The 21,672-nt window shown below is 70.1% G+C and carries 25 protein-coding genes and 1 pseudogene; 7 read left to right on the forward strand and 19 right to left on the reverse strand.

Features of this window, described 5'->3' with window-relative positions:
- Positions 1-26 precede the first annotated feature (26 nt).
- Complete coding sequence (locus tag RC1_RS02185; protein WP_012565693.1) at positions 27-698, reverse strand: hypothetical protein; 672 nt, start codon at positions 696-698, stop codon at positions 27-29.
- A complete protein-coding gene (locus tag RC1_RS02190) occupies positions 695-1,210 on the reverse strand; it encodes a hypothetical protein (RefSeq protein ID WP_012565694.1) in 516 nt (171 codons plus the stop codon). The genes RC1_RS02185 and RC1_RS02190 overlap by 4 nt, the downstream gene beginning before the upstream one ends.
- A gap of 138 nt (positions 1,211-1,348) precedes the next feature.
- On the opposite strand from RC1_RS02190, the gene RC1_RS02195 reads away from it, so the two are divergent.
- Positions 1,349-1,828, forward strand: coding sequence for a YchJ family protein (locus RC1_RS02195; protein WP_012565695.1), 480 nt, complete (start codon positions 1,349-1,351; stop codon positions 1,826-1,828).
- Between the two features lie 81 nt (positions 1,829-1,909).
- Here RC1_RS02195 and RC1_RS02200 read toward each other — a convergent pair whose 3' ends face one another.
- The 6 genes from RC1_RS02200 to RC1_RS02225 form a co-directional block, all read right to left on the reverse strand.
- Positions 1,910-4,114 carry a PepSY domain-containing protein gene (locus RC1_RS02200; RefSeq protein WP_012565696.1) on the reverse strand — a complete coding sequence of 735 codons (2,205 nt, stop codon included), beginning with the start codon at positions 4,112-4,114 and terminating at the stop codon, positions 1,910-1,912.
- Positions 4,115-4,261: 147 nt separating this feature from the next.
- Complete coding sequence (locus RC1_RS02205; RefSeq protein WP_012565698.1) at positions 4,262-4,813, reverse strand: hypothetical protein; 552 nt, start codon at positions 4,811-4,813, stop codon at positions 4,262-4,264.
- 137 nt (positions 4,814-4,950) lie between these two features.
- Positions 4,951-5,412 carry a cytochrome c gene (locus RC1_RS02210; RefSeq protein WP_012565699.1) on the reverse strand — a complete coding sequence of 154 codons (462 nt, stop codon included), beginning with the start codon at positions 5,410-5,412 and terminating at the stop codon, positions 4,951-4,953.
- Positions 5,413-5,479: 67 nt separating this feature from the next.
- Entirely contained in the window at positions 5,480-5,944 is a 465-nt protein-coding gene (locus RC1_RS02215; protein WP_012565700.1) for a DUF1924 domain-containing protein, read from the reverse strand.
- 174 nt (positions 5,945-6,118) lie between these two features.
- The gene (locus RC1_RS02220; protein ID WP_012565701.1) at positions 6,119-6,682 is read right to left on the reverse strand and encodes a cytochrome b/b6 domain-containing protein; all 564 of its coding nucleotides are present in this window, start codon (positions 6,680-6,682) and stop codon (positions 6,119-6,121) included.
- A gap of 29 nt (positions 6,683-6,711) precedes the next feature.
- Positions 6,712-7,059: a PepSY domain-containing protein gene (locus RC1_RS02225; RefSeq protein WP_012565702.1), complete on the reverse strand. Its 348-nt coding sequence runs from the start codon at positions 7,057-7,059 to the stop codon at positions 6,712-6,714.
- Positions 7,060-7,180: 121 nt separating this feature from the next.
- On the opposite strand from RC1_RS02225, the gene RC1_RS02230 reads away from it, so the two are divergent.
- The 4 genes from RC1_RS02230 to RC1_RS02245 all read left to right on the forward strand — a co-directional run bounded on the left by RC1_RS02230 (position 7,181) and on the right by RC1_RS02245 (position 11,505).
- A complete protein-coding gene (locus tag RC1_RS02230; RefSeq protein WP_012565703.1) occupies positions 7,181-7,558 on the forward strand; it encodes a PepSY domain-containing protein in 378 nt (125 codons plus the stop codon).
- Positions 7,555-8,214 (forward strand): response regulator transcription factor, encoded by a 660-nt coding sequence (locus RC1_RS02235; RefSeq protein ID WP_012565704.1) that lies wholly within the window; start codon positions 7,555-7,557, stop codon positions 8,212-8,214. Before RC1_RS02230 ends, RC1_RS02235 begins: the two co-directional genes overlap by 4 nt.
- Positions 8,214-9,581: a sensor histidine kinase gene (locus tag RC1_RS02240; RefSeq protein WP_012565705.1), complete on the forward strand. Its 1,368-nt coding sequence runs from the start codon at positions 8,214-8,216 to the stop codon at positions 9,579-9,581. The genes RC1_RS02235 and RC1_RS02240 overlap by 1 nt, the downstream gene beginning before the upstream one ends.
- A 241-nt stretch (positions 9,582-9,822) precedes the next feature.
- Positions 9,823-11,505 carry a methyl-accepting chemotaxis protein gene (locus tag RC1_RS02245; protein WP_012565706.1) on the forward strand — a complete coding sequence of 561 codons (1,683 nt, stop codon included), beginning with the start codon at positions 9,823-9,825 and terminating at the stop codon, positions 11,503-11,505.
- Positions 11,506-11,593: 88 nt separating this feature from the next.
- On the opposite strand, the gene nifS is transcribed toward RC1_RS02245, so the two are convergent.
- The 3 genes from nifS to RC1_RS02260 form a co-directional block, all read right to left on the reverse strand.
- On the reverse strand, positions 11,594-12,805 hold the full coding sequence (nifS, locus tag RC1_RS02250) for a cysteine desulfurase NifS (RefSeq protein ID WP_012565707.1): 1,212 nt from the start codon (positions 12,803-12,805) through the stop codon (positions 11,594-11,596).
- A 17-nt stretch (positions 12,806-12,822) separates the two neighbouring features.
- On the reverse strand, positions 12,823-13,803 hold the full coding sequence (gene nifU, locus RC1_RS02255) for a Fe-S cluster assembly protein NifU (protein ID WP_012565708.1): 981 nt from the start codon (positions 13,801-13,803) through the stop codon (positions 12,823-12,825).
- A gap of 105 nt (positions 13,804-13,908) precedes the next feature.
- Entirely contained in the window at positions 13,909-14,232 is a 324-nt protein-coding gene (locus RC1_RS02260) for a HesB/IscA family protein (protein ID WP_012565709.1), read from the reverse strand.
- A gap of 274 nt (positions 14,233-14,506) precedes the next feature.
- Here RC1_RS02260 and RC1_RS02265 point away from each other — a divergent pair, with 274 nt between their 5' ends.
- Complete coding sequence (locus tag RC1_RS02265) at positions 14,507-15,088, forward strand: nitrogen fixation protein NifQ (protein ID WP_012565710.1); 582 nt, start codon at positions 14,507-14,509, stop codon at positions 15,086-15,088.
- Positions 15,089-15,117: 29 nt separating this feature from the next.
- Here RC1_RS02265 and fdxB read toward each other — a convergent pair whose 3' ends face one another.
- The 4 genes from fdxB to darT all read right to left on the reverse strand — a co-directional run bounded on the left by fdxB (position 15,118) and on the right by darT (position 18,335).
- Positions 15,118-15,411, reverse strand: a complete 294-nt coding sequence (fdxB, locus tag RC1_RS02270) for a ferredoxin III, nif-specific (RefSeq protein WP_012565711.1) — start codon at positions 15,409-15,411, stop codon at positions 15,118-15,120.
- Positions 15,412-15,473: 62 nt separating this feature from the next.
- A protein-coding gene (locus RC1_RS20630; RefSeq protein WP_085978985.1) for an IS630 family transposase occupies positions 15,474-16,540 on the reverse strand; the annotation gives its coding sequence in 2 pieces (ribosomal slippage) (positions 15,474-16,052 and positions 16,055-16,540; 1,065 coding nt in all).
- A gap of 90 nt (positions 16,541-16,630) precedes the next feature.
- Complete coding sequence (darG, locus tag RC1_RS02285; protein ID WP_234703817.1) at positions 16,631-17,671, reverse strand: type II toxin-antitoxin system antitoxin DNA ADP-ribosyl glycohydrolase DarG; 1,041 nt, start codon at positions 17,669-17,671, stop codon at positions 16,631-16,633.
- Positions 17,672-17,678: 7 nt separating this feature from the next.
- Positions 17,679-18,335 carry a type II toxin-antitoxin system toxin DNA ADP-ribosyl transferase DarT gene (darT, locus tag RC1_RS20635; RefSeq protein WP_083759232.1) on the reverse strand — a complete coding sequence of 219 codons (657 nt, stop codon included), beginning with the start codon at positions 18,333-18,335 and terminating at the stop codon, positions 17,679-17,681.
- A 606-nt stretch (positions 18,336-18,941) separates the two neighbouring features.
- Between darT and RC1_RS22615 the strand changes: the two are divergent.
- Positions 18,942-19,059: pseudogene (locus tag RC1_RS22615) on the forward strand (transposase); the annotation flags it as partial.
- 48 nt (positions 19,060-19,107) lie between these two features.
- Here RC1_RS22615 and RC1_RS02290 read toward each other — a convergent pair.
- Genes RC1_RS02290 through RC1_RS02305 form a run of 4 tightly spaced genes read right to left on the reverse strand, consistent with a single transcriptional unit; the run spans position 19,108 to position 21,672 of the window.
- Positions 19,108-19,461, reverse strand: coding sequence for a HesB/IscA family protein (locus RC1_RS02290; RefSeq protein WP_012565716.1), 354 nt, complete (start codon positions 19,459-19,461; stop codon positions 19,108-19,110).
- A gap of 28 nt (positions 19,462-19,489) precedes the next feature.
- Positions 19,490-19,882: an SUF system Fe-S cluster assembly protein gene (locus tag RC1_RS02295; protein WP_012565717.1), complete on the reverse strand. Its 393-nt coding sequence runs from the start codon at positions 19,880-19,882 to the stop codon at positions 19,490-19,492.
- An 18-nt stretch (positions 19,883-19,900) separates the two neighbouring features.
- Entirely contained in the window at positions 19,901-20,383 is a 483-nt protein-coding gene (gene sufU / locus RC1_RS02300) for a Fe-S cluster assembly sulfur transfer protein SufU (protein WP_012565718.1), read from the reverse strand.
- Positions 20,383-21,672, reverse strand: coding sequence for a cysteine desulfurase (locus RC1_RS02305; protein ID WP_012565719.1), 1,290 nt, complete (start codon positions 21,670-21,672; stop codon positions 20,383-20,385). The genes sufU and RC1_RS02305 overlap by 1 nt, the downstream gene beginning before the upstream one ends.

Here is a 21,672-nt window from a genome sequence, read left to right on the forward strand (position 1 = left end):
TGACCGCCGCCGGACCGCGGCGCCGGTCAGCCGGCGCCGGGCAGCACGCGCAGGGGAATGCGGTGGCGGGCGCAGAAGACGCGCAGGGTCGGCACCAGTTCGCCTTCCACCGTGCCGCGGTAGAGGCCCGCCCCCTGGTGCGCCAGACCGAACTCCCGCAGTTCCGGATGATGGCGCAGCACCGGCCCGGCTTCGACCCGCAGGTCCGCAACCGGCCCCAGGCTGCGGCGCCAGTGCAGCCATTGCAGATAGCGCCGGTAGGACGGCCGCACCGATCCCATCGCCCGCAGCGGATCTTGCGTCGCCTCGTAGGCGCGCACGATGTCGCCCGGCAGCAGCTCGGCCGTCAGCCAGTCGCGCGGCGCGAAACTGGCGGCCGTCGCCGCCTCGATCGCCTTCAGCCGGGCGCCGGTGGCGATCCTGCGCCGGCCGGTGCCGGGACCACGCTCGGCCCCTGCCTTCCAGCCGCCCGGCGCGCGCCCGGCCTTGCCCTGGCGCTCCTTCTCGGCCTGCTGGCGTGAATGCAGGGCGTAGCCGCGCGCCCAACGGCGGACGAGCGCACGGTGTTCGTGGCCGCAGGGCTCGCCCAGGCGGCCCTCGTGCTCGGCCGCCGTCAGCCGGGCACGCAGACCGGGGATCTTCCAGGCCGGAACGTGGGAGGCAAAGGTGTCGTCCGGGCCGGGGGGAACGGTCCTCATGGCCCGGCTCCGCTCCGGTCGAGGCCCGTCCGCTCCGCCGCGCGCGACAGCAGCAGGCAGGGCAGCCCCGCCGCAGCCGCCACATCCACCCAGGGGGCGAGGCGCAGGGCCGCCACCCGTTCCCCCGGCCGCACCGGGATGGCAAGGCGGTCGCCGGCCGGCATGCGGTCGGCAAGGCGCAAGAGCGGGCGCCGCTCCCGCGACAGCAGCCGCACCTCCAGCCGCCCGCCCGACCGGCGCAGGTCCAGCGCGAAGCCGGCCAGGGCGGTGATGGCCCTCCCGTCCAGCGGCACGCGGGCCGTGGCGCCCTCGGCCAGTTCAATCCGGCGGGTCGTGTGCGCGTTCTCCACGTCGAGCACCAGGAGATCCAGGCGGACGAGATCGTCCTCCAGCTCCGCCCGCGCCGGCAACGGCACGACGGTGAGCGGCAGGGCGAGCGCCAGCGCCAGCAGCGCCGTGGCACCGTCCGGCCACCGCCCCGCCCCCCGTCCGCTGCGTCGGTCCCAGTCCATGGCCCATGCTTAGCACGGAAGCGGCAGGGCGGCATCCGCGCGGGTGGCGCGGGCACCGGGAGCGGTCCGCGGGCACCCGGGGGGTTGGCGGGTGCCGCCCACCTGCGCTAGGAGGGGGCGCCAGTTCCGGGAGAGATCATGTCAGCCTGCCCCTGCGGCTCCGGCCGTCCCCTTGATGCCTGCTGCGGCCCCCACCTGTCGGGCGCCGCCCTGCCCCCGACCGCGGAGGCGCTGATGCGCTCCCGCTACGCGGCCTATGCGACCGGGGCCGTGGACTATCTGGAGCAGACCCTGCTGCCGGAGACGCGCGGCGACTTCGACCGCGAGCAGACCGCCAACTGGTCCGGCACCAGCGAATGGACGGGCCTGGAGGTGCGCGCCACGGAAAAGGGCGGGGCCGGCGACGAGGAGGGCTGGGTCGAATTCGTCGCCCGGTTCCGGACCGACGGCAAGGATTATGTCCACCACGAGACCAGCCGCTTCGTGCGCCGGGACGGGCGCTGGTTCTATGCCGACGGGATCATCGGCACGAAGCCACGGTCTGCCCCCAAGGTGGGGCGCAACGACCCCTGCCCCTGCGGCAGCGGCCGCAAGTTCAAGAAGTGCTGCGGCGCCTGAGCGCTCCCTGATCCACAGGGAAACGCCCCCGCGGGAGAACCGCGGGGGCATCCGTCCGGAACAGCCGCCCGGCGCCGGGTCTCAGTCGAACAGGTCGCGGCGCAGGCGGCCTTCCGCGTCCCAGCGGGCGATCTGGCGGGTGGCCGCGTCCGCATCCATGCCGCGGTGACGCGCCAGGATGGTGTGCAGCGCCCGGTCGAGTCCGGCGCCCAGGGTGCTGGCCCGGCCGCAGGCGTAGAGCACGGCCCCCTTTTCGTCCATCCACTCCAGGAATTCCGCCCCGGCCTCGATCAGACGGTCGGGGGCGTAGCCACCCTCCGGCTCACGCGAGAAGGCCGTATCGAGGCGGGCGAGCACGCCACGGCGCATCCAGCCCTCCAGCAGGTCGCCGTAGAAGAAGTCCGCCTTGCGCTTGCGGTTGCCGAACACCAGCCAGACCGGCTGCCGTGCTCCCGTCTCCTCGCGCTCGGCCAGGAAGCCGATGAAGGGGGCGATGCCGCAGCCGGCGCAGAGCAGGATCATGGGATGATCCGCCTCCGGCGACGGCGGGTTGAAGGCGGGATGCCGGCGCAGGGTCGCGTCCAGCCGGTCGCCCGGTCGCAGCCCGCGGCAGAGCAGACCCGACGCCTTGCCCAGGCTCTCGCTGCCGTCCGCCTCGCGCCGCCAGGTCAGACCGACCGTGAGCAACAGGTGCTCCGGCCCCTGGCCCGGCGCCGCCGAGACGGAATAGGGCCGTGGCGGCTCCCCCGGCCCCGGCGACACCATCAGCAGGTCGCCGGAGCGGTAGTCGAGCGGTCCGTCGCCCTGGAACAGCAGGCTCCAGGCCTCATGCGTATCCGGGTCTGCGGGGTCGTTGAGCTGCCGGCGGGAGACCAGGGTCAGGGACAGCGGGCGGTCGGCCTCCGGGGCCGCGACGCTGCCGGTATCCACGCCGATCCGGGTGCCCACCGCCGCCAGCCAGTCCCGCCACGGCCCCATGGCCTCCCCGTCAACGCAGGCCATGCCGACCGCTTCCACAGCACCCGCCGCCAGCAAAGCATCGCGCACCGCGATGCCGCCGGCGCAGTAGTCGGGATAGCGGCTGTCGCCCAGCGCCAGCAGCGCGAAAGGCACCCCCTTGAGGTCCGTTCCCCGGAGCCTCTGCAGGAAGGCCCGGCCCTGGTCCGGAATCTCGCCCTCGCCGGTGGTGGACACGACCAGCAGGACCTGCCGGAAGTGCTTCAGTTCCTCCGGCGCCAGCGCGGCCAGCGCCGCACAGGACACCTTGCCGCCGCCGGCCGCGAGCGCGGCGGCCGTGGCTTCCGCAAGCCGCGCGGCGCGGCCGGTCTGGCTGGCGAAGGCGACAAGAATATCGGCATCCGCACCGCCCGACCGGCGGCGGGCCTGCCGCCAGCGCCGGACCCAGGGCAGCACCCCGGTCACCGTCAGTCCGAGCAGGGCGACGGAGGCCAACAGGTTGACAAGGCCCGACCAGCCGCCGGCCCAGGTCCCCTCGTGCAGCTCATGGATCAGGCCCGGCCCGCCCTCCATCGGGGCCACGGCGCCGCCGCCGACCAGGTAGGCCACGCGGCCGTCGGGCGTGCCGGTGAGGAGCATCACCCCGTTGCCCATCCACCGCGCCCAGACGAGACCGGACAGGTCGGCGGCGGGCGCCGCCTGCTCCAGCGCGCGGGCGATGCTGGCCGGCGCGGCGGAGGGCGGGAGCTGCGGCCGGGCGGGACCGCCGATGTGCAGGATCATCAGCACCGCCGTCAGCGGCGTCAGCAGCACCAGCGGGAACAGCACCCAGCCGATGCCGCGGTGCCAGCCGGCGAGCGTGCGGTTCAGCCGCGGCCAGGCCAGGACGGGGCCGATGATGATCAGCAGGGTCATGGCCCAGGTGGCGATCTCCACCAGCAGGCCGGCCTCCAGCAGCAGGTCCTCATGGAACCGCTTGACCAGCCCGAAGAAATCGGCGCCCTGCTGCGGCGCGGACACGGCCGCCCCCGTCGCCAGATCATAGGTGTCGCGCACGCCGCCGGGCTTGGCGAGGACAAGCGTATGCCCGTCGCCGCCGATGACCGCCATGCGCGCGGCACCCCCTGGATCGACCCGGTCGAGCAGCCCGACCAGGGCCGCCGTATCGACCGGCGCAGGGGCCGCGGCGTCACGGGGAACCGCCTCCAGGATCGGCTTCACCGCCAGCACGGCGCCGGACAGGATGATCAGCACGAACAGCGGCGTCAGGATCAGGGCGACCCAGCGGTGGGCGATCAGCAGGATGGATTTCAGGTCATGAGCGGACATCGGCCGCCTCCCTTGCAGGCGCGATGTCGCGGCGGTATCCGCCGACGGCGTGGCGCAGTGTTGGTGACGGCAGTGTCGGTGATGCAGGAAAGACTCCCCGGCGCCGGAGATCCGGCGCCGGGGTGACCCTCATCTGAACCGGCAGGCTTACTGCCCGCCGGTCCTGTCGGTCTGTGCGGCGGGCGGCGGCGAGGCCGGCGGCTGCGCGGCGGGCGCCTGCCCCCTCATGCCCGGCCCCATGCCCTGACCGGGACCCATTCCCTGGCCGGGGCCCATGCCCTGACCCGGCCCCATGCCCTGACCCATGCCGCGGCCCTGGCCCATCCCCTGGCCCGGGCCCATCCCCTGGCCGGGAGCCATGCCCTGGCCGGGACCCATGCCACGCCCCTGGCCCATGCCCCGGGCGGGCATGGCGGGCGGTTCGTCGGGCAGGGTGACGCCCTGCTCCTTGGCCCGGGCCTGCATCCGGGCATGGTGCTCCTGCCGGATCTGCTCCCGTTCCTCCATGCTCCGCGCCTGCCGCATGCGGCTGCGCAGATCCATCCGCTCCTGCGGCGTCATCAACTGACTGCCGTAGAGGGGGGTATCGTCCGCTTCCGCCACCGGGGGAGACGCCGGCGGCTGGGACTGGGCCATGGCGACCGATGCCGCAGGAAGCGACAGGGAGAGCGCCAGGAACGACGCTGTCAACACGCGCATGGGATTGCCTCCGTTCTTCGGGGTTGGACCCGGCGGGAAGGGTCGCACTCAGAACAGCCGCCGGGCCTTGAGATCTGTCAGGAAACGGTCTCCCTGCGACAGAATAACCAGCACAGGGCAACCGGCTTACTCCGGGCTCATTCATCCTCGAACACCCCCTGCCCCGCCCGGTCGTGGCAGGCCTCGCAGTTGGCCTTGGAGCGGATGTGGGGGCGTTCCCAGATCTGGGGCCGGAAATCGTGCTCGCGCAGCCACCAGCGCTGCTCGGTGATGCGGATCGTATCGGTATCGCCCCGACGTGCGGCATTCGCGGTCAGATAGGCGCGGATGTCCGCTGCCACCTCCGCCGGCAGGCTGGCATCCTCGCCGAAATGACGGGGCAGCGTGTCCATGAGGCGGTCCCAGCCCGCGGCGGGCAGCAGGGCCGCGGGAAAGGCCATGTGGCACTGGCCGCATTCCTTGAGGGTCGCTGCATGGGTGACGGGGCGGGCCGCCCCGTCACGGTCGTGCCCGCCGCGGTCGGCAAGGGAGGGGCTGGCGAAGAGGGGGGCGGCGGCCGCGATCAGGGCGGCGGCGGCGAAGGCATGGCGCAGGCTCATGGGAGAGGGTCCTGTATCCTGAAAGGCTGGCGGGAAGGCGGGCGCTGCGGTGGACGCGCGGCCGGCCTTACTGGCTGGCGAGGAAGGTGATGTAGTCGCCCTTCTCCTGGGCACTGCACTCGCGGCCCAGCACGCCCGGGCAGTCGCGGCGGAAATGCTTTTCGACGTAGTCGGCATCCGTGAACCGCCAGGGACTGACCGAAACGGCGACCGGCTTGATCGCCCGGCCGGTCTTGCGGTGCTGGCCCGTGGCACGGGGGTCCGCCGTATGGCAGGCGGCGCAGCCGTCAGCCTCGGCCCCCGCCACCTGACCGAGATAGACCGCCCGGCCGCGTTCGGCGGAGAAGCCGGTGAAGGCGGGATCCTGGGCCTTCGCCTGCGCCGCATAGGAGGCCAGAAGGGCATCGCGGCTGGCGGCGTCGTCACCCGCGGCCAGGGCCGGGCCGGCGACCAGCAGAAAGGCGGCGGCGACCAGCGGACGGAGCCGGCGGGAACGGACGGAAGCAGCGGAAGGGAAAGCGTCGTTGGTCATGGGAGCCTTCGGGGAAGCGGTGGCAAGGGTCGTCCGGCCAACCTGAACGCCGGCTGAACGGGCAGGTCCGCCGCGGGGCGGTCCGGTGGAAAGGGAGGGGTGGAAAGGCCTGGAGAACCGGGCCGTCCCGGACGGAGGCGCGACCGGGCGCCGCGCCCCCTTTGCCGTCCGGGGTCAGGCGTGTTTGCGCCCGGTGAGCATGGCGCGGACGAGATTTTCCCGGTGCATCAGACCCGTCAGCAGGACGCCGGCGACATGCAGGCCGACCAGGACGAGGATTCCGGTGGCGGCCGCCTCGTGGATCTCCTCCAGGTCATGCTCCCGGATGAAATCGCCGGGAACGCCGTACTGGAGGCCAACGCCGGTCGCCGTGGTGAGCAGCAGGCAGGCGAGCAGGGCGACGATCATGGCCCCGCCGGCCGGCGTGTGGCCGATGTAGCGCCGGGCATGACCGCCGATCAGATCGCGGCAGTAGGCCAGAAAGCCTGCCGGCGTCGGCACGAAGTCGTCGAAGCGGGCATGCGGGCTGCCGGCCAGCCCCCAGAAGGAGCGCACGGCCACGATGGTCAGCACCGTGAAGCCGGCCGCGAGGTGCGCCGTGGAAGCGTCGCCCGAGCTGATCCAGGCGACCGCGACAGCCAGGGCGAGCGTCCAGTGCGAGACCCGCACCAGCGGGTCCCAGACCCGGACGCTGGCCGGGGGCGGCTCGGCAGCATCCGGAGTGATGGCCTCTGACATCACAGTGTCAGGCTGGTTGATGGTGGTCATCAGCGGTGCCCCCACCCGTCCTTGCCGCTGCGCTCTTCCTTCAGGATGTCGCCGGTCCGTGCATCGACATAGAGTTCGCGGCGGTTGCCGTTCGCGTCGCGCGCCTTGATCTCGTAGATGGCGCCGGTCTTGCGCTCGACCTCGCTGACGTCGGTGTAGCCCTGCTTCGCCAGCAGGTCGATGAGCTGGGGAATGGGCATGGGCGCCGGAGCCTGGGAGGAGACCGCCGGGGAAGCGGTGGTGGTCGCCGGACCGGTGTCCTGAAGAATCTCCTTGGCGACGGCATAGCCGCCGACCAGGACGGAACCGGCCAGCAGGGTCGCGGCGGTGAGTTTGGCATAGATCATGGTCGTCCTCCGGGGGATGGGGGAAAGGTTGCGATGCCGTGGAGACTGCCCGGGGTCGCCTGAACCTGCTCTGAACACTCCGTTCAGCGTGCGTTCAGCATCAGAGGTGCTGAGTGGAGGCATGCAGAAGAAGACGATCCTCGCCCTCACGGGCCTTGCCCTCGGCGGCTTTCTCCTGACCGCCGCCCCGCTTCCCCTGCGCGCGGACGACGACCATCGCCGCGATCACGACCGCGCGCGCGAGGCCGTGCTGCGGGGGGAGGTACTGCCGCTGCGCGACATCCTTGAGCGCGCGGAGGCGGAGTTCCCCGGACGCCTGCTGGAGGCCGAACTGGAAGACGACCACGGCCGCCTGACCTATGAAGTGAAGCTGCTGACGGAGGACGGGCGGGTGCTGGAACTGGTCTATGACGCGCGCGACGGCACCCTTCTCGGCGTCGAGGGCCGCGACCTGGAACGGCGCCGTGGGCATCGCGGCTGGCGGGAGCAGGACCGATGAGGGTGCTGGTCGCGGAGGATGACGAGGCCCTGCGCCGCCAGCTCCGGGACGCGCTGGCAGCCTCCGGCTATGCGGTGGATGAAGCGCCCGACGGGGAAGAGGCGGCCTTCCTGGGAGAGACCGAACCCTATGACGCCGTGGTCCTGGACCTGGGCCTGCCGGTCCGGGACGGTCTGTCCGCCCTGCGCGGCTGGCGCCAGCAGGGCATCGTCACGCCGGTGCTGATCCTGACGGCGCGCGGCACCTGGCAGGAGAAGGTGGAGGGCATCGACGCCGGCGCCGACGACTACCTGGCCAAGCCCTTCCGGATGGAGGAACTGCTGGCCCGGCTGCGCGCCCTGATCCGCCGGGCCGGCGGCCATGCCGCGGCGGACCTCCGGTGCGGCCCGGTGCTGCTGGATACCCGCACCGGCCGGGTCAGCGTGGACGGTCGTCTCGTCTCCCTGACCGCCCACGAGTTGAAGGTGCTGGACTATCTGATGCACCACCAGGGCCGCGTCGTCTCGCGCACCGAGCTGACCGAGCATGTCTACGCCCAGGATTTCGACCGCGACAGCAACACGATCGAAGTCTTCGTCGGCCGGCTGCGCCGCAAGCTGGGGGTGGACGTGATCCGCACGGAGCGCGGGCTGGGCTACCGCATGGATGCGGGGTGATGGCGTCGGGATCGCTGAACGGACGCCTGCTGGCGCTGGCCGCGGTCTGGGTCACGGCCGCCCTGGTGATCGCCGGGATCTTCCTCACCGACCTGTTCCGCCGCCATGCGGAGGCGGATCTCGCCCGGCGCATGGGCCACCAGCTTGACGAGCTGGCGGCGGCGCTGGAGATCGGCGCCGACGGCCGGCTGGCTGTCACCCGCGACCCCGGCGATCCCCGCTTCCACCGGCCCCTGTCGGGGCTCTACTGGGAGGTGATGGTCGGCGATGCGGAGGTGCTGCGCTCCCGCTCGCTCTGGGACCAGACCCTGGCGCTGCCGGTGGACCGGCCGGCAAGCGGTGAACTGCACCGGCATGAGCTGACCGGCCCGGCCGGTGAGCGTCTGGTCGCCTGGGAGCGCACGCTGGAGCTTTCCGGGATCGACCTGCCGGTGCGCGTGGCCGTGATCGCCGATGCGGCCGATATTCAGGCGGCGACAGCCGACTTCTCTCAGGTGCTGGCCCTGTCGCTGGCGATCCTGGCCGCAGGGCTGATGGCGGCGGCGCTGGTCCAGGTGCGGCTCGGCCTCGTGCCGCTGCGCCGCATGCGTGCGGCCCTGGCGCAACTGCGGGCGGGCACGGCGACGCGGCTGGAGGGACGCTTCCCCGACGAGGTGCAGCCCCTGGCCGACGACCTGAACCAGCTCCTGACCGAAAACGCGGCCATGGTGGAGCGGGCCCGGGCCGAAGCGGCCGATCTGGCGCACGCCCTGAAGACCCCCCTCGCCGTCATCGCCAATGCCGTCTCCGGCGGCGGGGAGGATGCCGCCGGCGTCGTCGCCCGCGAGGCCGACCGGATGCAGCGCCAGATCGAACGGCATCTGGCCCGCGCCCGGGCCGCTGCGGCCGGGCGCACCCTGGGCAGTGCCGGAAGCCCTGCACTGGCGACCCTGCGCCCGCTGGCCGCGGCGGTGCAGCGGCTCCATGCCGACCGCGGCATCCGGATCGATCTTTCCGGCGACCCCGCCATCCGCATCCGGGGCGATGCGCAGGACGTGCAGGAGATGGCGGGCAACCTGATCGACAACGCCGCCAAGTGGGGCCGGTCGCTGGTCCGGGTGGGCGTCACCCGGATCGGGACGGTTGCCGTCGTGACGGTGGAGGATGACGGCCCCGGCATCCCGCCCGGACGGCGGGCCGTCCTGCCGGAACGTGGCCGCCGGCTGGACGAGACGGTTCCCGGAACGGGCCTGGGGCTTGCCATCAGCGACGAACTGGCCCGCCTGCATGGCGGCACCCTCCGTCTCGACGACTCCCCGCTGGGGGGACTGCGGGTCACGTTGGAACTGCCGGCCGTGCCGCCACGGGTCCCCGGCAACGCCCCCTGAACCCGCCGGTCAAGGCGAACCGGCGCCTGAAGACCCCTTTCCTGGAAATGTCCGGAAGTACAGGTCTTCGACAGCCCACCCCACCCCGGAGGATTTCCCCCTTCTGTACAGGGCCAAGTATATACCGTCGGACAGGATGCCCTTCCCCCCACTGTCCCTTCGTCATTCCGGGGACAATCTTAGGCCAATCTTAAGGGGCGATGCGCCTCAATCGGGCATCCAATCCGGGGGGAGTCCTGCCATGCCGCGTCTTGTCGATGTTTCCATCCGTATCCGAATCTTCGCCGCCTTCGGGCTGGTCCTGTTCGTCACCCTGGCCCTGGGCGGCTTCGGCCTGGTCCAGCTCTCCAGGATCGACGATGCCGCGGACGTCGTGGTGGGCAACTCTCTGCCCTCCGTTTCCGAGAGCAACGCCATCCTGAAAGGGGTCCTCAACTACCGCCGCCATCAGGCGGCGATGATGCTGAACGATGATCCGCAGGTCCGTGCCGAGCGCAGGCAGCGTCTTGTCGAAATGTCGGCCGATCTCGCCGCCCGGCGCAAGGCCTATGAGGCCCTGATCACCACGGACCGCGACGCCTTCGAGCGGTTCGACCGGGCCTGGGCCCGGTTCCTGCCGCTGGCGGCAGAGATCGACTCCCTGATGGAGGCGGGGAAGCGGGACGAGTATCTGGCGATCTACAACGGCCCGGCCCGGCAGGCGCTGGAAGAGGCTCTGGTCGCCCTGGAAGAGGCCGTCGGGATCAATGAGCGCGACGGCAAGGACGGGGGCGATGCCATCATCGCGGCCAGGGAGAGCGCAACCTTCGGCACCATCGTCGCCCTGCTGGCCGCCGCCGGCCTGTCCATCGGCGCCGGCCTTCTCACCGTCACCACCGTGGCCGGTCCGGTCAACCGCCTGACCGACACGATGAACCGGCTCAGCCGCCGCGAACTGACGGCAGCCGTGGACGGTACGGACCGCAAGGACGAGATCGGCGCCATGGCCCGGGCCGTGCAGGTCTTCAAGGACGGGCTGATCGAGGCCGAGCGCCTGACCGCCGCCCAGAAGGCGGAAGAGAAGGCCAAGGCCGCCCGCACCGCCCGGATCGACAGCCTGATCCGCAGCTTCGACGGCACCTCCAGCGAATCGCTGCGCGCCGTCGCCGCCGCCGCCACCGAACTGGACGCCACCGCCCAGAGCATGGCCGCCATCGCGGACGAGACCGGGCGTCAGGCCAGCTCCGCCGCCTCGGCCGCGGAGGAGACCACGGCCAACGTGCAGACCGTCGCCTCGGCGGCGGAGGAGATGGCCGCCTCCATCCAGGAGATCAACCGGCAGGTCAACCGTGCCAAGGGCGTGGCCCAGCGCGCGGCGGAGAGCGTGCAGGAGACGAACGTCACGGTCGAGGGCCTGACCGCCGCGACACAGAAGATCGGCGAGGTGGTCAGCCTGATCCAGGCGATCGCGGCCCAGACCAACCTGCTGGCGCTGAACGCCACGATCGAGGCGGCCCGCGCCGGCGAAGCCGGCAAGGGCTTCGCCGTCGTCGCCAGCGAGGTGAAGAACCTCGCCGGCCAGACCGCCAAGGCGACGGAGGAGATCGCTGCCCAGATCTCTGCCGTGCAGAAGGTGTCGGCCGAGACCTCCACCGCGATCCAGTCCATCGGCACCATCATCGAGGAGGTCAACGGCATCTCCGCCACCATCGCCGCGGCGATGGAGCAGCAGGGCGCCTCGACCAACGAGATCAGCCGCAACGTGACCCAGGCCGCGGCCGGCACGCAGGAGGTGTCCGCCAACATCGGTCAGGTGACGCAGGTCACCGGCCAGGCCGGCGCCGCCGCGACCCAGGTGCTGGGCGCCGCCGGCGAGCTGGCCCGGCAGTCGGAAACCCTCAAGCAGGAGGTCGAACGCTTCCTCGCCGCCATCAAGGCCGCCTGATCCCGGAAGCTCCGCCCGGGCCCCATGGGCTCCCGCGCCCCGCCCCCGGCCTCCGGGGGCGGGTTTTTTCTGTCCGGAGGGCGCGGTCTCACGAATAGACGGGCGCGAAGTTCCCCGCCTGTCCGGTCGCCCGGCCGGCATCCCAGAAGGGGGAGAAGGCCCGCAACCGGGCGACGATGGGCGGCACGGCGGCGATCACCCGGTCAACCTCGGCCTCCGTCGTCTCCCGCGAGAGGGAGAAGCGGATGGCACCGTGCGCCGCCGTAAAGGGCACGTCCATGGCGCGCAGGACATGGCTCGGCTCCAGGCTGCCACTGGTGCAGGCGGAGCCCGACGAGGCGGCGATCCCCGCCTTGTCCAGCAGCAGCAGAATGGCCTCCCCCTCGATGAACTCGAAGGCGATGGTGCTGGTGTTGGGCACCCGTTCGGCCTCTCCGCCGACCGCGAAGCAGTGTCCGACCGCGCCCAGGATGCCGTGCTCCAGCCGGTCGCGCAGGGTGCGGATGCGGTCCGCGTCCTCGGCCACGGAGCGGGCGGCAAGCTCGGCCGCCATGCCCAGCCCGACGATGCCGGGCACGTTCTCCGTTCCCGCCCGGCGGCCGCGCTCCTGCCCGCCGCCGCGCAGCAGGGGCCGGAAGCGCGTGCCCTTGCGGACATAGAGCGCGCCGATCCCCTTCGGTCCGTGCAGCTTGTGCGCCGACAGCGACAGCATGTCGATGCCGGTCCCGGCGACGGAGACAGGCAGCTTGCCGACCGCCTGCACGGCGTCGGTGTGGAAGGTGGCTCCCACCTCCTTCGCCAGTTCGGCCAGTTCGGGGACCGGATTGACGACTCCCGTCTCGTTGTTCGCCCACATCAGGCTGACCAGCGCCACATCGGGGCGCAGCGCCCGGCGGTAGGCTTCCAGGTCCAGGCGCCCGTGCCGGTCCACGGGCATGATGCGGACCTCGATGCCGTCCGTCTTCTCCAGATGTTCCAGCACGCCCAGGACGGCATGGTGCTCCACGGCGGAGGTGACGACCGCCCGCCGCTCCGGCTGCGCCCGCAGGGCCGAGTGGATGGCCGTGCTGTTGGCCTCCGTCGCCCCGCTGAGGAAGAGGATCTCGTGGTCGTGGGCGGCGCCGACCAGGGCCTGCACCTGTCCCCGCGCCGTGCGGATCGCGGCCCCGACCGCCTCTCCGAAGCGGTGCATGGAGGAAGGATTGCCGAACAGCTCCGTGAAGCAGGGCAGCATCGCCTCCAGCACGCGGGGGTCGGTGCGGGTGGTCGCGTTGTTGTCGAGATAGACCGGGGTGTCCATGGCCTCTCCCCTCCCCTTCAGACCGGAATCACGATGACGGGGGCGCCCAGCTTCTCCGTCACCCGGGCGGCAAGGCCATCGACGGTCATCCGGGCCATGCGGCAGCCGGCGCAGGCGCCGGTGAGCCGGACATGGACATGGCGGCCGTCCACATCGACCAGCTCGCAGTCGCCGCCGTCGGCCAGGAAGGTCGGGCGGGCCTCGGCGATGGCCTCCTCGATCAGGCGGATGCGCTGCACCAGGGTCAGCTTCGGCCCCGGCGTCACGGGGGCCGGCGCCAGCGCCGGCGGCGCGGGTTTCGCGGGGGGCGCCGTGGGAACCGCCTTCACCGGCGGCGACAGGGAGACGAGCGCGCCGGCCGGCTTCAGCGCGGGCCGGGCCGGGGCGCCGGCGAAGGCCTCCGCCGCGCCGAGCAGGCCCTCGGCCACCATCTCGGCGTTCACCGCGGCCAGCACCTCCTCCATCCGCTCGTTGCAGGCGCCGCAGCTCCCGCCCGCCTTGGTGTAGAAGGTGACCTGCTCCATGCTGGTCAGCCGGTTCGTCCGCACCGCCCGGCGCAGCATCGGCTCGTCCACGGCGAAGCACTTGCAGATCAGGGCGCCCTCGTCGTGGTCGTCGTCGATCGCCACGCCACGGTAGTGGGCGATGGCGGCGTGCAGCGCCTCCGCCCCCATGACGGAGCAGTGCATCTTCTGCGCCGGCAGCCCGCCGAGGAAGGCGGCGATGTCCTGGTTGGTCAGCCGGGCGGCGTCGTCCAGGGTGCGGCCGATGACCAGTTCGGTCAGGGCGGAGGAGGAGGCGATGGCCGAGCCGCAGCCGAAGGTCTGGAAGCGGGCGTCCTGGATCACCTCCGTCGCCGGGTCCACCTTCAGCATCAGCTTCAGCGCATCGCCGCAGGTCAGCGACCCCACCTCGCCCACCGCGTTGGCGTCGGCCAGGACGCCCGCGTTCTTCGGCTCGAAGAAGTACGCCTTGACCTTGTCCGTGTAGTCCCACATTGGCCGGTTGCCTCCCGCGTGCCCGTTCGCGTCATCGCCCGTTGCCGGCGATCCCAGCCCGGCAGGGATCCCGCCGGATGGGGGTGCCGGCCCGTGGCAGGATCGTCAGTGGCAGGATCTCGTGGAACAGGTGCAGCCGCCGCCGGGGGCGGCGTTCTCGAAGACGAAGCCCGCCCCCTCCAGCCGCTCGACGAAATCCACCGTCACCGCGTCGAGCAGCGGCACGGAATCCTGATCGACATAGACGTCCAGCCCCTCGAACCGGATCACGGCGTCGGCGTCGCCCGGCCCCTCCTCCAGTTGCAGTCCGAACTGGAGACCGGCGCAACCCGCCGGGCGCACCATGATCCTGAGGCCGGCCGCCTGTCCGGCGGCGGCCTCCACGGCCGTGCGGGCCGCCTGTACCGCGCTGTCCGTGAGTGCCACCATCGCAAACCTCCGTCCCGTGTCAGGGGCGTCCGTACCGCCCCGGGCAAGGACGTGAGGCAATCGGCGTGCCAGAGGCGAACCCCAGGGAATCCGCGGGGTCCGGCAGTGTCGGCAACGCGACAACGGGGCCTTCGCCACCGGATGTCGGATTCCCGACAGCGACACAGGTCGCGGCGCGGCGCCGGTGGAACTGCGCCCGCTCCGGGGGCGCAGCCCCCCGGCCCGCCGCTTGCAGGGTCCCCGGCGGAGACGACGACGCGGGGGGAGACCGACCATGCCGCCGCCCTATGGACCCGACCTGTCCCCGTGCGGGGCGGACAGCCTCGACACCTACCTGTTCGGACGCATCCTCGCCCTGGCGGCGACGGCCCCGGCCCGCCCGCTGACGGCGGCGACGGGCCTGACGCGCGCGGCGCTGGAGCGGCTGCTCCGCCGCCATCTGCCGGACCGGCTGGCGCTGCTGGACGCTGTGCCCCCGGATGCCGGCACCGGGGAGGACGCGCCGGAGGAGCCGGACCTGCGCCAGCTTCTCCTGGAGCACGGGGCCACCGGGGCGGAGGAGGAGGTCTGGCTGGCGGCCATCGTCGCCCGCCGGTCGCTGGAGCCGAACCATCTCTGGCAGGATCTGGGGCTGGCCAGCCGCGCCGACCTGAACGCCCTGTTCCGCCGCCACTTCCCCGCCCTGGTCCGGCGCAATGCGGGCGACATGAAGTGGAAGAAGTTCTTCTACCGCGAACTCTGCCGGCGCGAAGGCATGCTGATCTGCAAATCCCCCAACTGCGAGGTCTGCACCGATGTCCATGCCTGCTTCGGGCAGGAGGACGGGCCGGCGCTGCTGACGGGGCTCTGGCGCTGACGGAGCCCCCCGTGCCCCCGCGCCTGTCCCTACGCCTCCCCGTGCTTCTGGCAGCCCTTGGGACAGACGCGGGCGCAGGCGCCGCAGCCGATGCAGTTGCCGGCATCGGCCACGACCATGACCTTGCGCAGGAACTCCTCGTCGTCGTCGCCGTCGGGATCGGCGTCCACCAGCTCGTCATCCTCCGTCACGCCCTTCAGGCTCATGACGGCGCGGCTGCACACCTTGAAGCAACGGCCGCAGCCGATGCACTTCGTCTGGTCGATGGAGAGAAGGTAGGCGGGCGTCCAGGGAGCGCCGCCGCGGGTCAGGAACACCGCCATGCTCAGCCCTCCGCCGCGCGCAGGCGGGCCCGCGCCGCCGCCAGCCCCTCATACCGCCGCGCCTAAGCATTGACACATGGGAGCCACGGATAGCTGGTGAGGGAGCGTAGACGTTCTGGTGTGGCGGTGAGGGCGTTCCAGGCGTCGCAGCAGGCTTGGACGACGGCGTCGTAGTCGTCCAGGATCTGGTGGGACAGAAAGCGCTCGCGCAGGTACAGCCAGACGCGCTCGACCGGGTTGAGTTCGGGGCTGTAGGGCGGGAGCGGGACCAGCGTGATGTTGTCCGGGACGACCAGCGCCCGCGCTCCGTGCCAGCCGGCCTGATCGAGCACGAGCACCGCCTGGACGTCCGGTTCCAGGCTCCGGGAGAAGCCGTCCAGGAACAGGCTCATGACGGCAGTGGAGACGGTCGGCATCACCAGCGCGAAGTCGGCGCCGCTGGCTGGGCAGACGGCGGCGTAGAGCCAGGCCGAGGTGAAACGCTTGTCGCACAACCCGAGTGGGCGCTGCCCGCGCTCCCACCAGCGGTGTGCGGTGCGGCCCTTCTGGCCGATGCGGGCTTCGTCCTGGAACCAGAGTTGAAGGCGACGCTCCGGATGCGCGGCACCTGCGGCCTTCAGGGCTTCGCGCAGCCCCTTTTTTGGAAGGCGGCCTGGGTCTTGGCGTCGGACTGCGGATGGCGGGGCCGCGTCTTCTGCTTCGACAGGTTGAGCCGGCGGACGATGCGCGACAGGCTGGCCGGATGCAGCGTCTTGGCGAAGCGTTCGGCGATCACCTCGCACAGGATCGGCAGGGTCCATTCCACGCAGCCATGCCGCTTGGGATCGGGGCCGGCGAGGATGATGGCCTTGAGCGTCGCCTGCTCGCCTTCGCTCAGCCACTCCGGCCGGCCGGGCAGCGGGCGGTCGTAGAGCCCGGCTACGCCTTCCGCGTTGTAGCGCACAACCGCGTCGCGCAGGGCTTGGCGGTCCATGCCGGCCAGCCGCGCCGCTTCCGCCCGGCTCACCCCCTCCAAGGCATGGGCGATCGCGAACATCCGCGCCGCCACCCGCCCTTTGCTCTCCCGCCGCGCCAGGGCACGCAATTCGCTGGCGCTCAGGTCTTCCCGGATCGGCAACGCCGCTGGCATTCGCTCCTCCCCATCGCGATGGGGAATCGAATCACGGATTGCCAGCCTTGGGAATCCCTCTCAGTGTGTCAGCGGCTCCGCTCGCCGGTATTAGGCGCTCGCGAGCCACCCCTTGTTCTGCAAGGTCTGAAGGGCGATGCCGATCTGGCGTGGCGAAAAACGCTTCTTCCGCTCGTTCCACGCATAAACCTTGGCCATCGCATCCTCCGCGCTAATAGCGTTCTCGCGTGTCGTCACCCAGTGCACAGTTGCGAGGAGTTCCAGGCCGAACGGTGTCTCAAACCCCTCGACGAGTTCAGCCACACGATCAAGCCGAGCAGTTGTATCCTGTTTGTCCGACAAGAAGGACTCCGCGTCCTTCACCGCGCCGGGGACCAGCTCAAGCTGCTTGTCGGGCGCATCGCCACCATCGGCATATCCCGAAACGAGGTGCCCCTCGACCGCATGAAGAACGTGGCGCAAGTTCTCGGCATAAGGACCATACGGTGCCTTCGCGTATTTGAGGCGGAGAGGCTCGCCTGCCTCCTGCATGAAGTACATGAGCTTATGTAGTTCAAGCAGAGTTACGAACGGGTCCATCAGTCCGCCAAGATAGCGGTTCATCAGAACCACCAGTGCGGCTCGTCCGGGGCTCATCGTTGGAACTTCCTGCGACTTGGTTGTGACCGGCGCATTGTTGGGCTCAAAGACAATAACGTCCAAGTCCGGTAGGTCACGCAGCGCTGCTTCGATCCGGGGACGAACGTCCTCCCAGTTAAGCCCACCAAGGCCGCTCCCAAGCGGCGGGATGGCGATTGATCTGATGCTACGCTGCCGAACCTCTTCGGCAAGGGCGACAAGCCCGGAATCGATGTCATCCATCCGACTTTTCCCGCGCCAATGCCGCTTCGTCGGAAAATTGATGATGTACTTGGGATTCGTGAAGGTGCCCGTATCGAAGACGAACATCTTCCCCGGCTGAACTTCGTCGCGCTTGCAGGCCGCTTCATATGCCTTGAAATTCGCAGGAAAGGCGTTCTTGAACTGAAGAGCGATGCCACGGCCCATGATGCCGACGCAGTTCACCGTGTTGACGATCGCTTCTGCGTCCGCCCTCAAGATGTCTCCTGTCGTATATCTGATCATGGTCATCCCCACCTTAGTAATACCATTCACGTCGGATTTCGACGTTCGGCCGGTGGCCGGCCCCGTTCATTGCAGCATAGACCCGCTGAGCGACCCCCTGTGAGTAGACGCCGATTCTTTCGATCAGGTGCCAAGGAAAGGCCTCTTCGACGAGAAACTCGGCTTGTTTACCTTCCTTAACTGATCGCGAAACCCCGTTACCAGACCACTGGCGAGCTTGGACAGCATCCCAGTTGATCTCGCCAAGGGCGGCAATATCCGAGCGATCCTCAAAGTAGTAGGCGCCCGCATTGGACAGCGTGAATGCCCAACGCTTGTTATGGGCGTTTGCCCACGCGACCGCGTCTTTAAGATCAGCCTCGAGATGAACGATCGGCTCCTGGCCGCCCTTATAAGACAGCTCTTCGTTCCGGCGAAAAATCAAGTAAAGCATCACTGATCGTGGACAAAAATAAAACGGTGTACATTGGCCCACATACAAGCCTGAGTGACATGAGAGGCGAAGCTGATTGAGACGGCGAGATTTGATGTTGCTCATGCCTATGGTGGTGCCAGTTCCCTTTCGCTGGTTCATCTGAGCGTCCGACCACAGAAAGCCATCTGACAAGATCGAAGGAATTCGATCATGATGAACGATGTGGTAGATCTTGGGGTGGCTTGGCATCGGCATTTTTCAGAGACCATTCTCATATCATTCGCCATTGATCATAGGTTTCTTGGAAAGAGCAGCTGCATCTTCCGCCGCCATCCGGTCCATGATCCAATGATCAACATCGCTCAAATTAAACTTTCATAGCCGCCCAACCCGCTGAGCAGGCAAGCTCTTAGCTTCGATCCGGCGGTACACCATGTCCTTCGCAACCCCCAGGGGGGCTACTTCATCAACGGAAACCCATGATTCAGTCATCCGCCGCCATCCCCGTTGGCCCGTGTATATCGGCTTGACTAAGCAAGAGTCGATAAAACTCGTATAGCCCGACCGGGCGTTCCCCTAGCAGGCTGCTGAAAGGCCCCCTGGCACCGGCTTCCGGCGCGTGATTCTCTGACCTTGGGTGTGGGGATGCACGGGCGTCGGTCGGACCGGGGCGGGATGTTCAGCTCCGTGTCGCTGGAGGACCGGCTGCCGCCCAGCATCCGTTGCGGCTGATCCGGCGGGTGGGGGAAGAGGTGCTGGCGGCGATGGACGGCGACCTCGCCGGGCTCTACGCCGCGCCGGACTTGTCCCTCGGTCCCGCCGGAGCAGGGCGACGCCGCTGCTGCTCCAGGCTTGCTACGTCGAGGTCTGATGGAGCCGTTGGACGACAATCTGCTGTTCCGGCGGTTCGTCGGGCTCGGGATCGGCGATGCGGTCTGGCTCCCGGCGGTGTTCCAGGAACCGTGACCGGCTCATCACCTGCGGCCCGGGTTTTCCCTCTCCCCGGGGCCAGTCAGCCCCCGGAGCCTCACACCGTGAAGCTCTCCCCGCAGCCGCAGCGGGCCTTTTCGTTGGGGTTGCGGAAGGTGAAGCCCGACTGGAAGCGGTCCTCCACATAGTCCATCTCGGAGCCGAGCAGGAACATGGTGGCGGCGGGGTCGATCAGGATGGTGACGCCCTTGTCCTCCACCACCTCCTCGAACTTCTTCCGGTCCTTGGCGTATTCGACGAAATAGCTCATGCCGGAGCAGCCGCGCGCCTTCACGCCGACGCGCAGGCCCAGGATCGGCTCGCTGCTGCGCGCCATCAGCAGCCGCACGCGCTCGGCGGCCGCGTCCGTCAGCGTCAGCGCCTTGGGGCGTTCCTTCAGGGTCGTGCTCATGGCCTCCGTCCTCCTCTCCGCCTGAAGATCAGAACATGTCCAGGGCCACCCGGGCCTCGTCGCTCATCATCCCGGGGTGCCAGGACGGCTCCCAGACGATGTCCACGCTCACCGAGCGCACGCCCGCCACGGCCTCCACGGCGCGCTCCACCGTGCCCGGCATCTCCTCCGCCACGGGACAGCCGGGGGCGGTGAGGGTCATCTCGATGCGGACGTCGCCGTCGGCGTCCACCTCGCATTTGTAGACAAGGCCCATCTCATAGATGTTCACCGGGATTTCCGGGTCGTAGACGGTGCGCAGCGCCTCCACGACGCGGTCGTGCAGCGGCGCGTCGGGCGGCAGCCGCTCCTCCGGCGGGATCTCCACCGGGTCGCCCATGGACAGGCCGGGCGCGATCGGCCGCATGGAATTCATCATCATCCCATCCCTTCCTTCTTCTCAGAAACCCGCGCTCTCGCTGGATGCCTTGCCTTCGCCCTGAAGGGCCGCGTGCATCGTGTGCCAGGCCAGGGTCGCGCACTTCACCCGCATGGGGAATTCGCGCACCCCCGACAGCACCTGCAACTTGTCCAGGGCCTCCTCGTCCACGGGGCCGTGCGTGCCCCACTGGTCCTCGTCCTTGGTGCACATGTCATGGAAGCGGCCGAACAGCGCCTCGGCCTCCGCCACCGGCCTGCCCTTCAGGATCTCCGTCATCAGGCTGGCGCTGGCCTGGCTGATGGCGCAGCCGCGCCCGTCGAAGCCCGCATCCGTGATCACGCCGTCGTCGCTGACCGTCAGATAGATGGTGATCTTGTCGCCGCACATCGGGTTGTCGCCCCGCGCCGTGCGGTTGAAGGTGGCCGGCCGGCCGAAGTTGCGGGGGTGCCGGCCGTGGTCGAGGATGACTTCCTGGTACAGATCGCGCAGATCGTCGAACATCAGCCGAAGAACTCCTTGCAGGCCCGCACCGCGTCGGCCAGCGCCTCCGCCTCGGCCTCGGTGTTGTAGAGCCCGAAGGAGGCGCGGGCCGTGGCGCCCACCCCGAACCGGTCCATCAGCGGCTCGGCGCAGTGCCGGCCGACCCGCACGGCCACGCCGGCCCGGTCCAGCAGCGTGCCGATATCGTGCGGATGGATGCCGTCGATGGTGAAGCTGATGATGGCCGCCTTGCCGGGGGCGGTGCCGACGACGCGCAGCCCCTCGATCCCCGACAGCCGGTCCATGGCATGGGCCAGCAGGCGCTGCTCGTGCGCCAGGATGGCGTCCATGCCCAGCGCCGTCACATAGTCGATGGCGGCGCCCAGTCCCACCCCCTCGATGATCGGCGGGGTGCCGGCCTCGAAGCGGTAGGGCGGCTCGCGGAAGCTGGTGCCGGCGAAGCTGACGGCGCTGATCATGTCGCCGCCGCCCTGCCAGGGCGGCATGGCCGCCAGCAGTTCCGCCTTGGCGTAGAGGGCGCCGATGCCGGTCGGGCCGTACAGCTTGTGGCCGGTCATGACGTAGAAGTCGGCGTCGATGGCCTGCACGTCCACCGGCATGTGGACGGCCGCCTGACTGCCGTCGAACAGCACCGGCACGCCCCGCTCATGCGCCATGCGGGCGATCTGGCGGGCCGGGTTGACGGTGCCCAGCACGTTGCTGGCATGGCTGACGGCGAGAAGCCGGACCGCCGGGTCGCGCAGGAGGCCCTCCAGCGCGTCCAGGTCCAGGCTGCCGTCGTCCAGCACGGGCACGACCTTCAGCACAATGCCGGTCTGCGCCTGGAGCAACTGCCAGGGCACGATGTTGGCGTGGTGCTCCATCTCCGACAGGACCACCACGTCGCCCGCCTTCAGGTGGGCACGGCCCCAGCTCTGGGCCACCAGATTGAAGGCTTCGGTGGCGTTGCGGGTGAAGACGATGGTCTCCCGCGAGGGCGCGTTCAGGAAGCGGGCCAGCCGGTCCCGCGTCGCCTCGTAGAGGTCCGTCGCCCGCTGCGAGAGGAAATGGACGCCGCGGTGGACGTTGGCATAATCCTCCTCCAGGAAGCGGGTCATCGCCTCGATCACGGCCCGCGGCTTCTGGGCCGAGGCGGCATTGTCCAGATAGACCAGCGGCTTGCCCGGCCGGCCCGGCTTCTCGTGGATGCGGCGGGTCAGGATCGGGAAATCTTCCCGCACCCGCGCCACGTCATAGGGCGCGTTGTGGTCGTGGGCGGGCGTGGTGCGGTGGGCGGTGGCACCCGTCAT

The sequence above is a fragment of the Rhodospirillum centenum SW genome (genome assembly GCF_000016185.1).
Lineage (GTDB): Bacteria > Pseudomonadota > Alphaproteobacteria > Azospirillales > Azospirillaceae > Rhodocista > Rhodocista centena.

Coding starts and splice junctions, on each gene's coding strand:
- RC1_RS02185 (WP_012565693.1), bottom strand. CDS start 698: ATGAGGACCGTTCCCCCCGGCCCGGACGACACCTTTGCCTCCCACGTT.
- RC1_RS02190 (WP_012565694.1), bottom strand. CDS start 1,210: ATGGACTGGGACCGACGCAGCGGACGGGGGGCGGGGCGGTGGCCGGAC.
- RC1_RS02195 (WP_012565695.1), top strand. CDS start 1,349: ATGTCAGCCTGCCCCTGCGGCTCCGGCCGTCCCCTTGATGCCTGCTGC.
- RC1_RS02200 (WP_012565696.1), bottom strand. CDS start 4,114: ATGTCCGCTCATGACCTGAAATCCATCCTGCTGATCGCCCACCGCTGG.
- RC1_RS02205 (WP_012565698.1), bottom strand. CDS start 4,813: ATGCGCGTGTTGACAGCGTCGTTCCTGGCGCTCTCCCTGTCGCTTCCT.
- RC1_RS02210 (WP_012565699.1), bottom strand. CDS start 5,412: ATGAGCCTGCGCCATGCCTTCGCCGCCGCCGCCCTGATCGCGGCCGCC.
- RC1_RS02215 (WP_012565700.1), bottom strand. CDS start 5,944: ATGACCAACGACGCTTTCCCTTCCGCTGCTTCCGTCCGTTCCCGCCGG.
- RC1_RS02220 (WP_012565701.1), bottom strand. CDS start 6,682: ATGTCAGAGGCCATCACTCCGGATGCTGCCGAGCCGCCCCCGGCCAGC.
- RC1_RS02225 (WP_012565702.1), bottom strand. CDS start 7,059: ATGATCTATGCCAAACTCACCGCCGCGACCCTGCTGGCCGGTTCCGTC.
- RC1_RS02230 (WP_012565703.1), top strand. CDS start 7,181: ATGCAGAAGAAGACGATCCTCGCCCTCACGGGCCTTGCCCTCGGCGGC.
- RC1_RS02235 (WP_012565704.1), top strand. CDS start 7,555: ATGAGGGTGCTGGTCGCGGAGGATGACGAGGCCCTGCGCCGCCAGCTC.
- RC1_RS02240 (WP_012565705.1), top strand. CDS start 8,214: ATGGCGTCGGGATCGCTGAACGGACGCCTGCTGGCGCTGGCCGCGGTC.
- RC1_RS02245 (WP_012565706.1), top strand. CDS start 9,823: ATGCCGCGTCTTGTCGATGTTTCCATCCGTATCCGAATCTTCGCCGCC.
- nifS (WP_012565707.1), bottom strand. CDS start 12,805: ATGGACACCCCGGTCTATCTCGACAACAACGCGACCACCCGCACCGAC.
- nifU (WP_012565708.1), bottom strand. CDS start 13,803: ATGTGGGACTACACGGACAAGGTCAAGGCGTACTTCTTCGAGCCGAAG.
- RC1_RS02260 (WP_012565709.1), bottom strand. CDS start 14,232: ATGGTGGCACTCACGGACAGCGCGGTACAGGCGGCCCGCACGGCCGTG.
- RC1_RS02265 (WP_012565710.1), top strand. CDS start 14,507: ATGCCGCCGCCCTATGGACCCGACCTGTCCCCGTGCGGGGCGGACAGC.
- fdxB (WP_012565711.1), bottom strand. CDS start 15,411: ATGGCGGTGTTCCTGACCCGCGGCGGCGCTCCCTGGACGCCCGCCTAC.
- darG (WP_234703817.1), bottom strand. CDS start 17,671: ATGACCATGATCAGATATACGACAGGAGACATCTTGAGGGCGGACGCA.
- darT (WP_083759232.1), bottom strand. CDS start 18,335: ATGCCGATGCCAAGCCACCCCAAGATCTACCACATCGTTCATCATGAT.
- RC1_RS02290 (WP_012565716.1), bottom strand. CDS start 19,461: ATGAGCACGACCCTGAAGGAACGCCCCAAGGCGCTGACGCTGACGGAC.
- RC1_RS02295 (WP_012565717.1), bottom strand. CDS start 19,882: ATGATGATGAATTCCATGCGGCCGATCGCGCCCGGCCTGTCCATGGGC.
- sufU (WP_012565718.1), bottom strand. CDS start 20,383: ATGTTCGACGATCTGCGCGATCTGTACCAGGAAGTCATCCTCGACCAC.
- RC1_RS02305 (WP_012565719.1), bottom strand. CDS start 21,672: ATGACGGGTGCCACCGCCCACCGCACCACGCCCGCCCACGACCACAAC.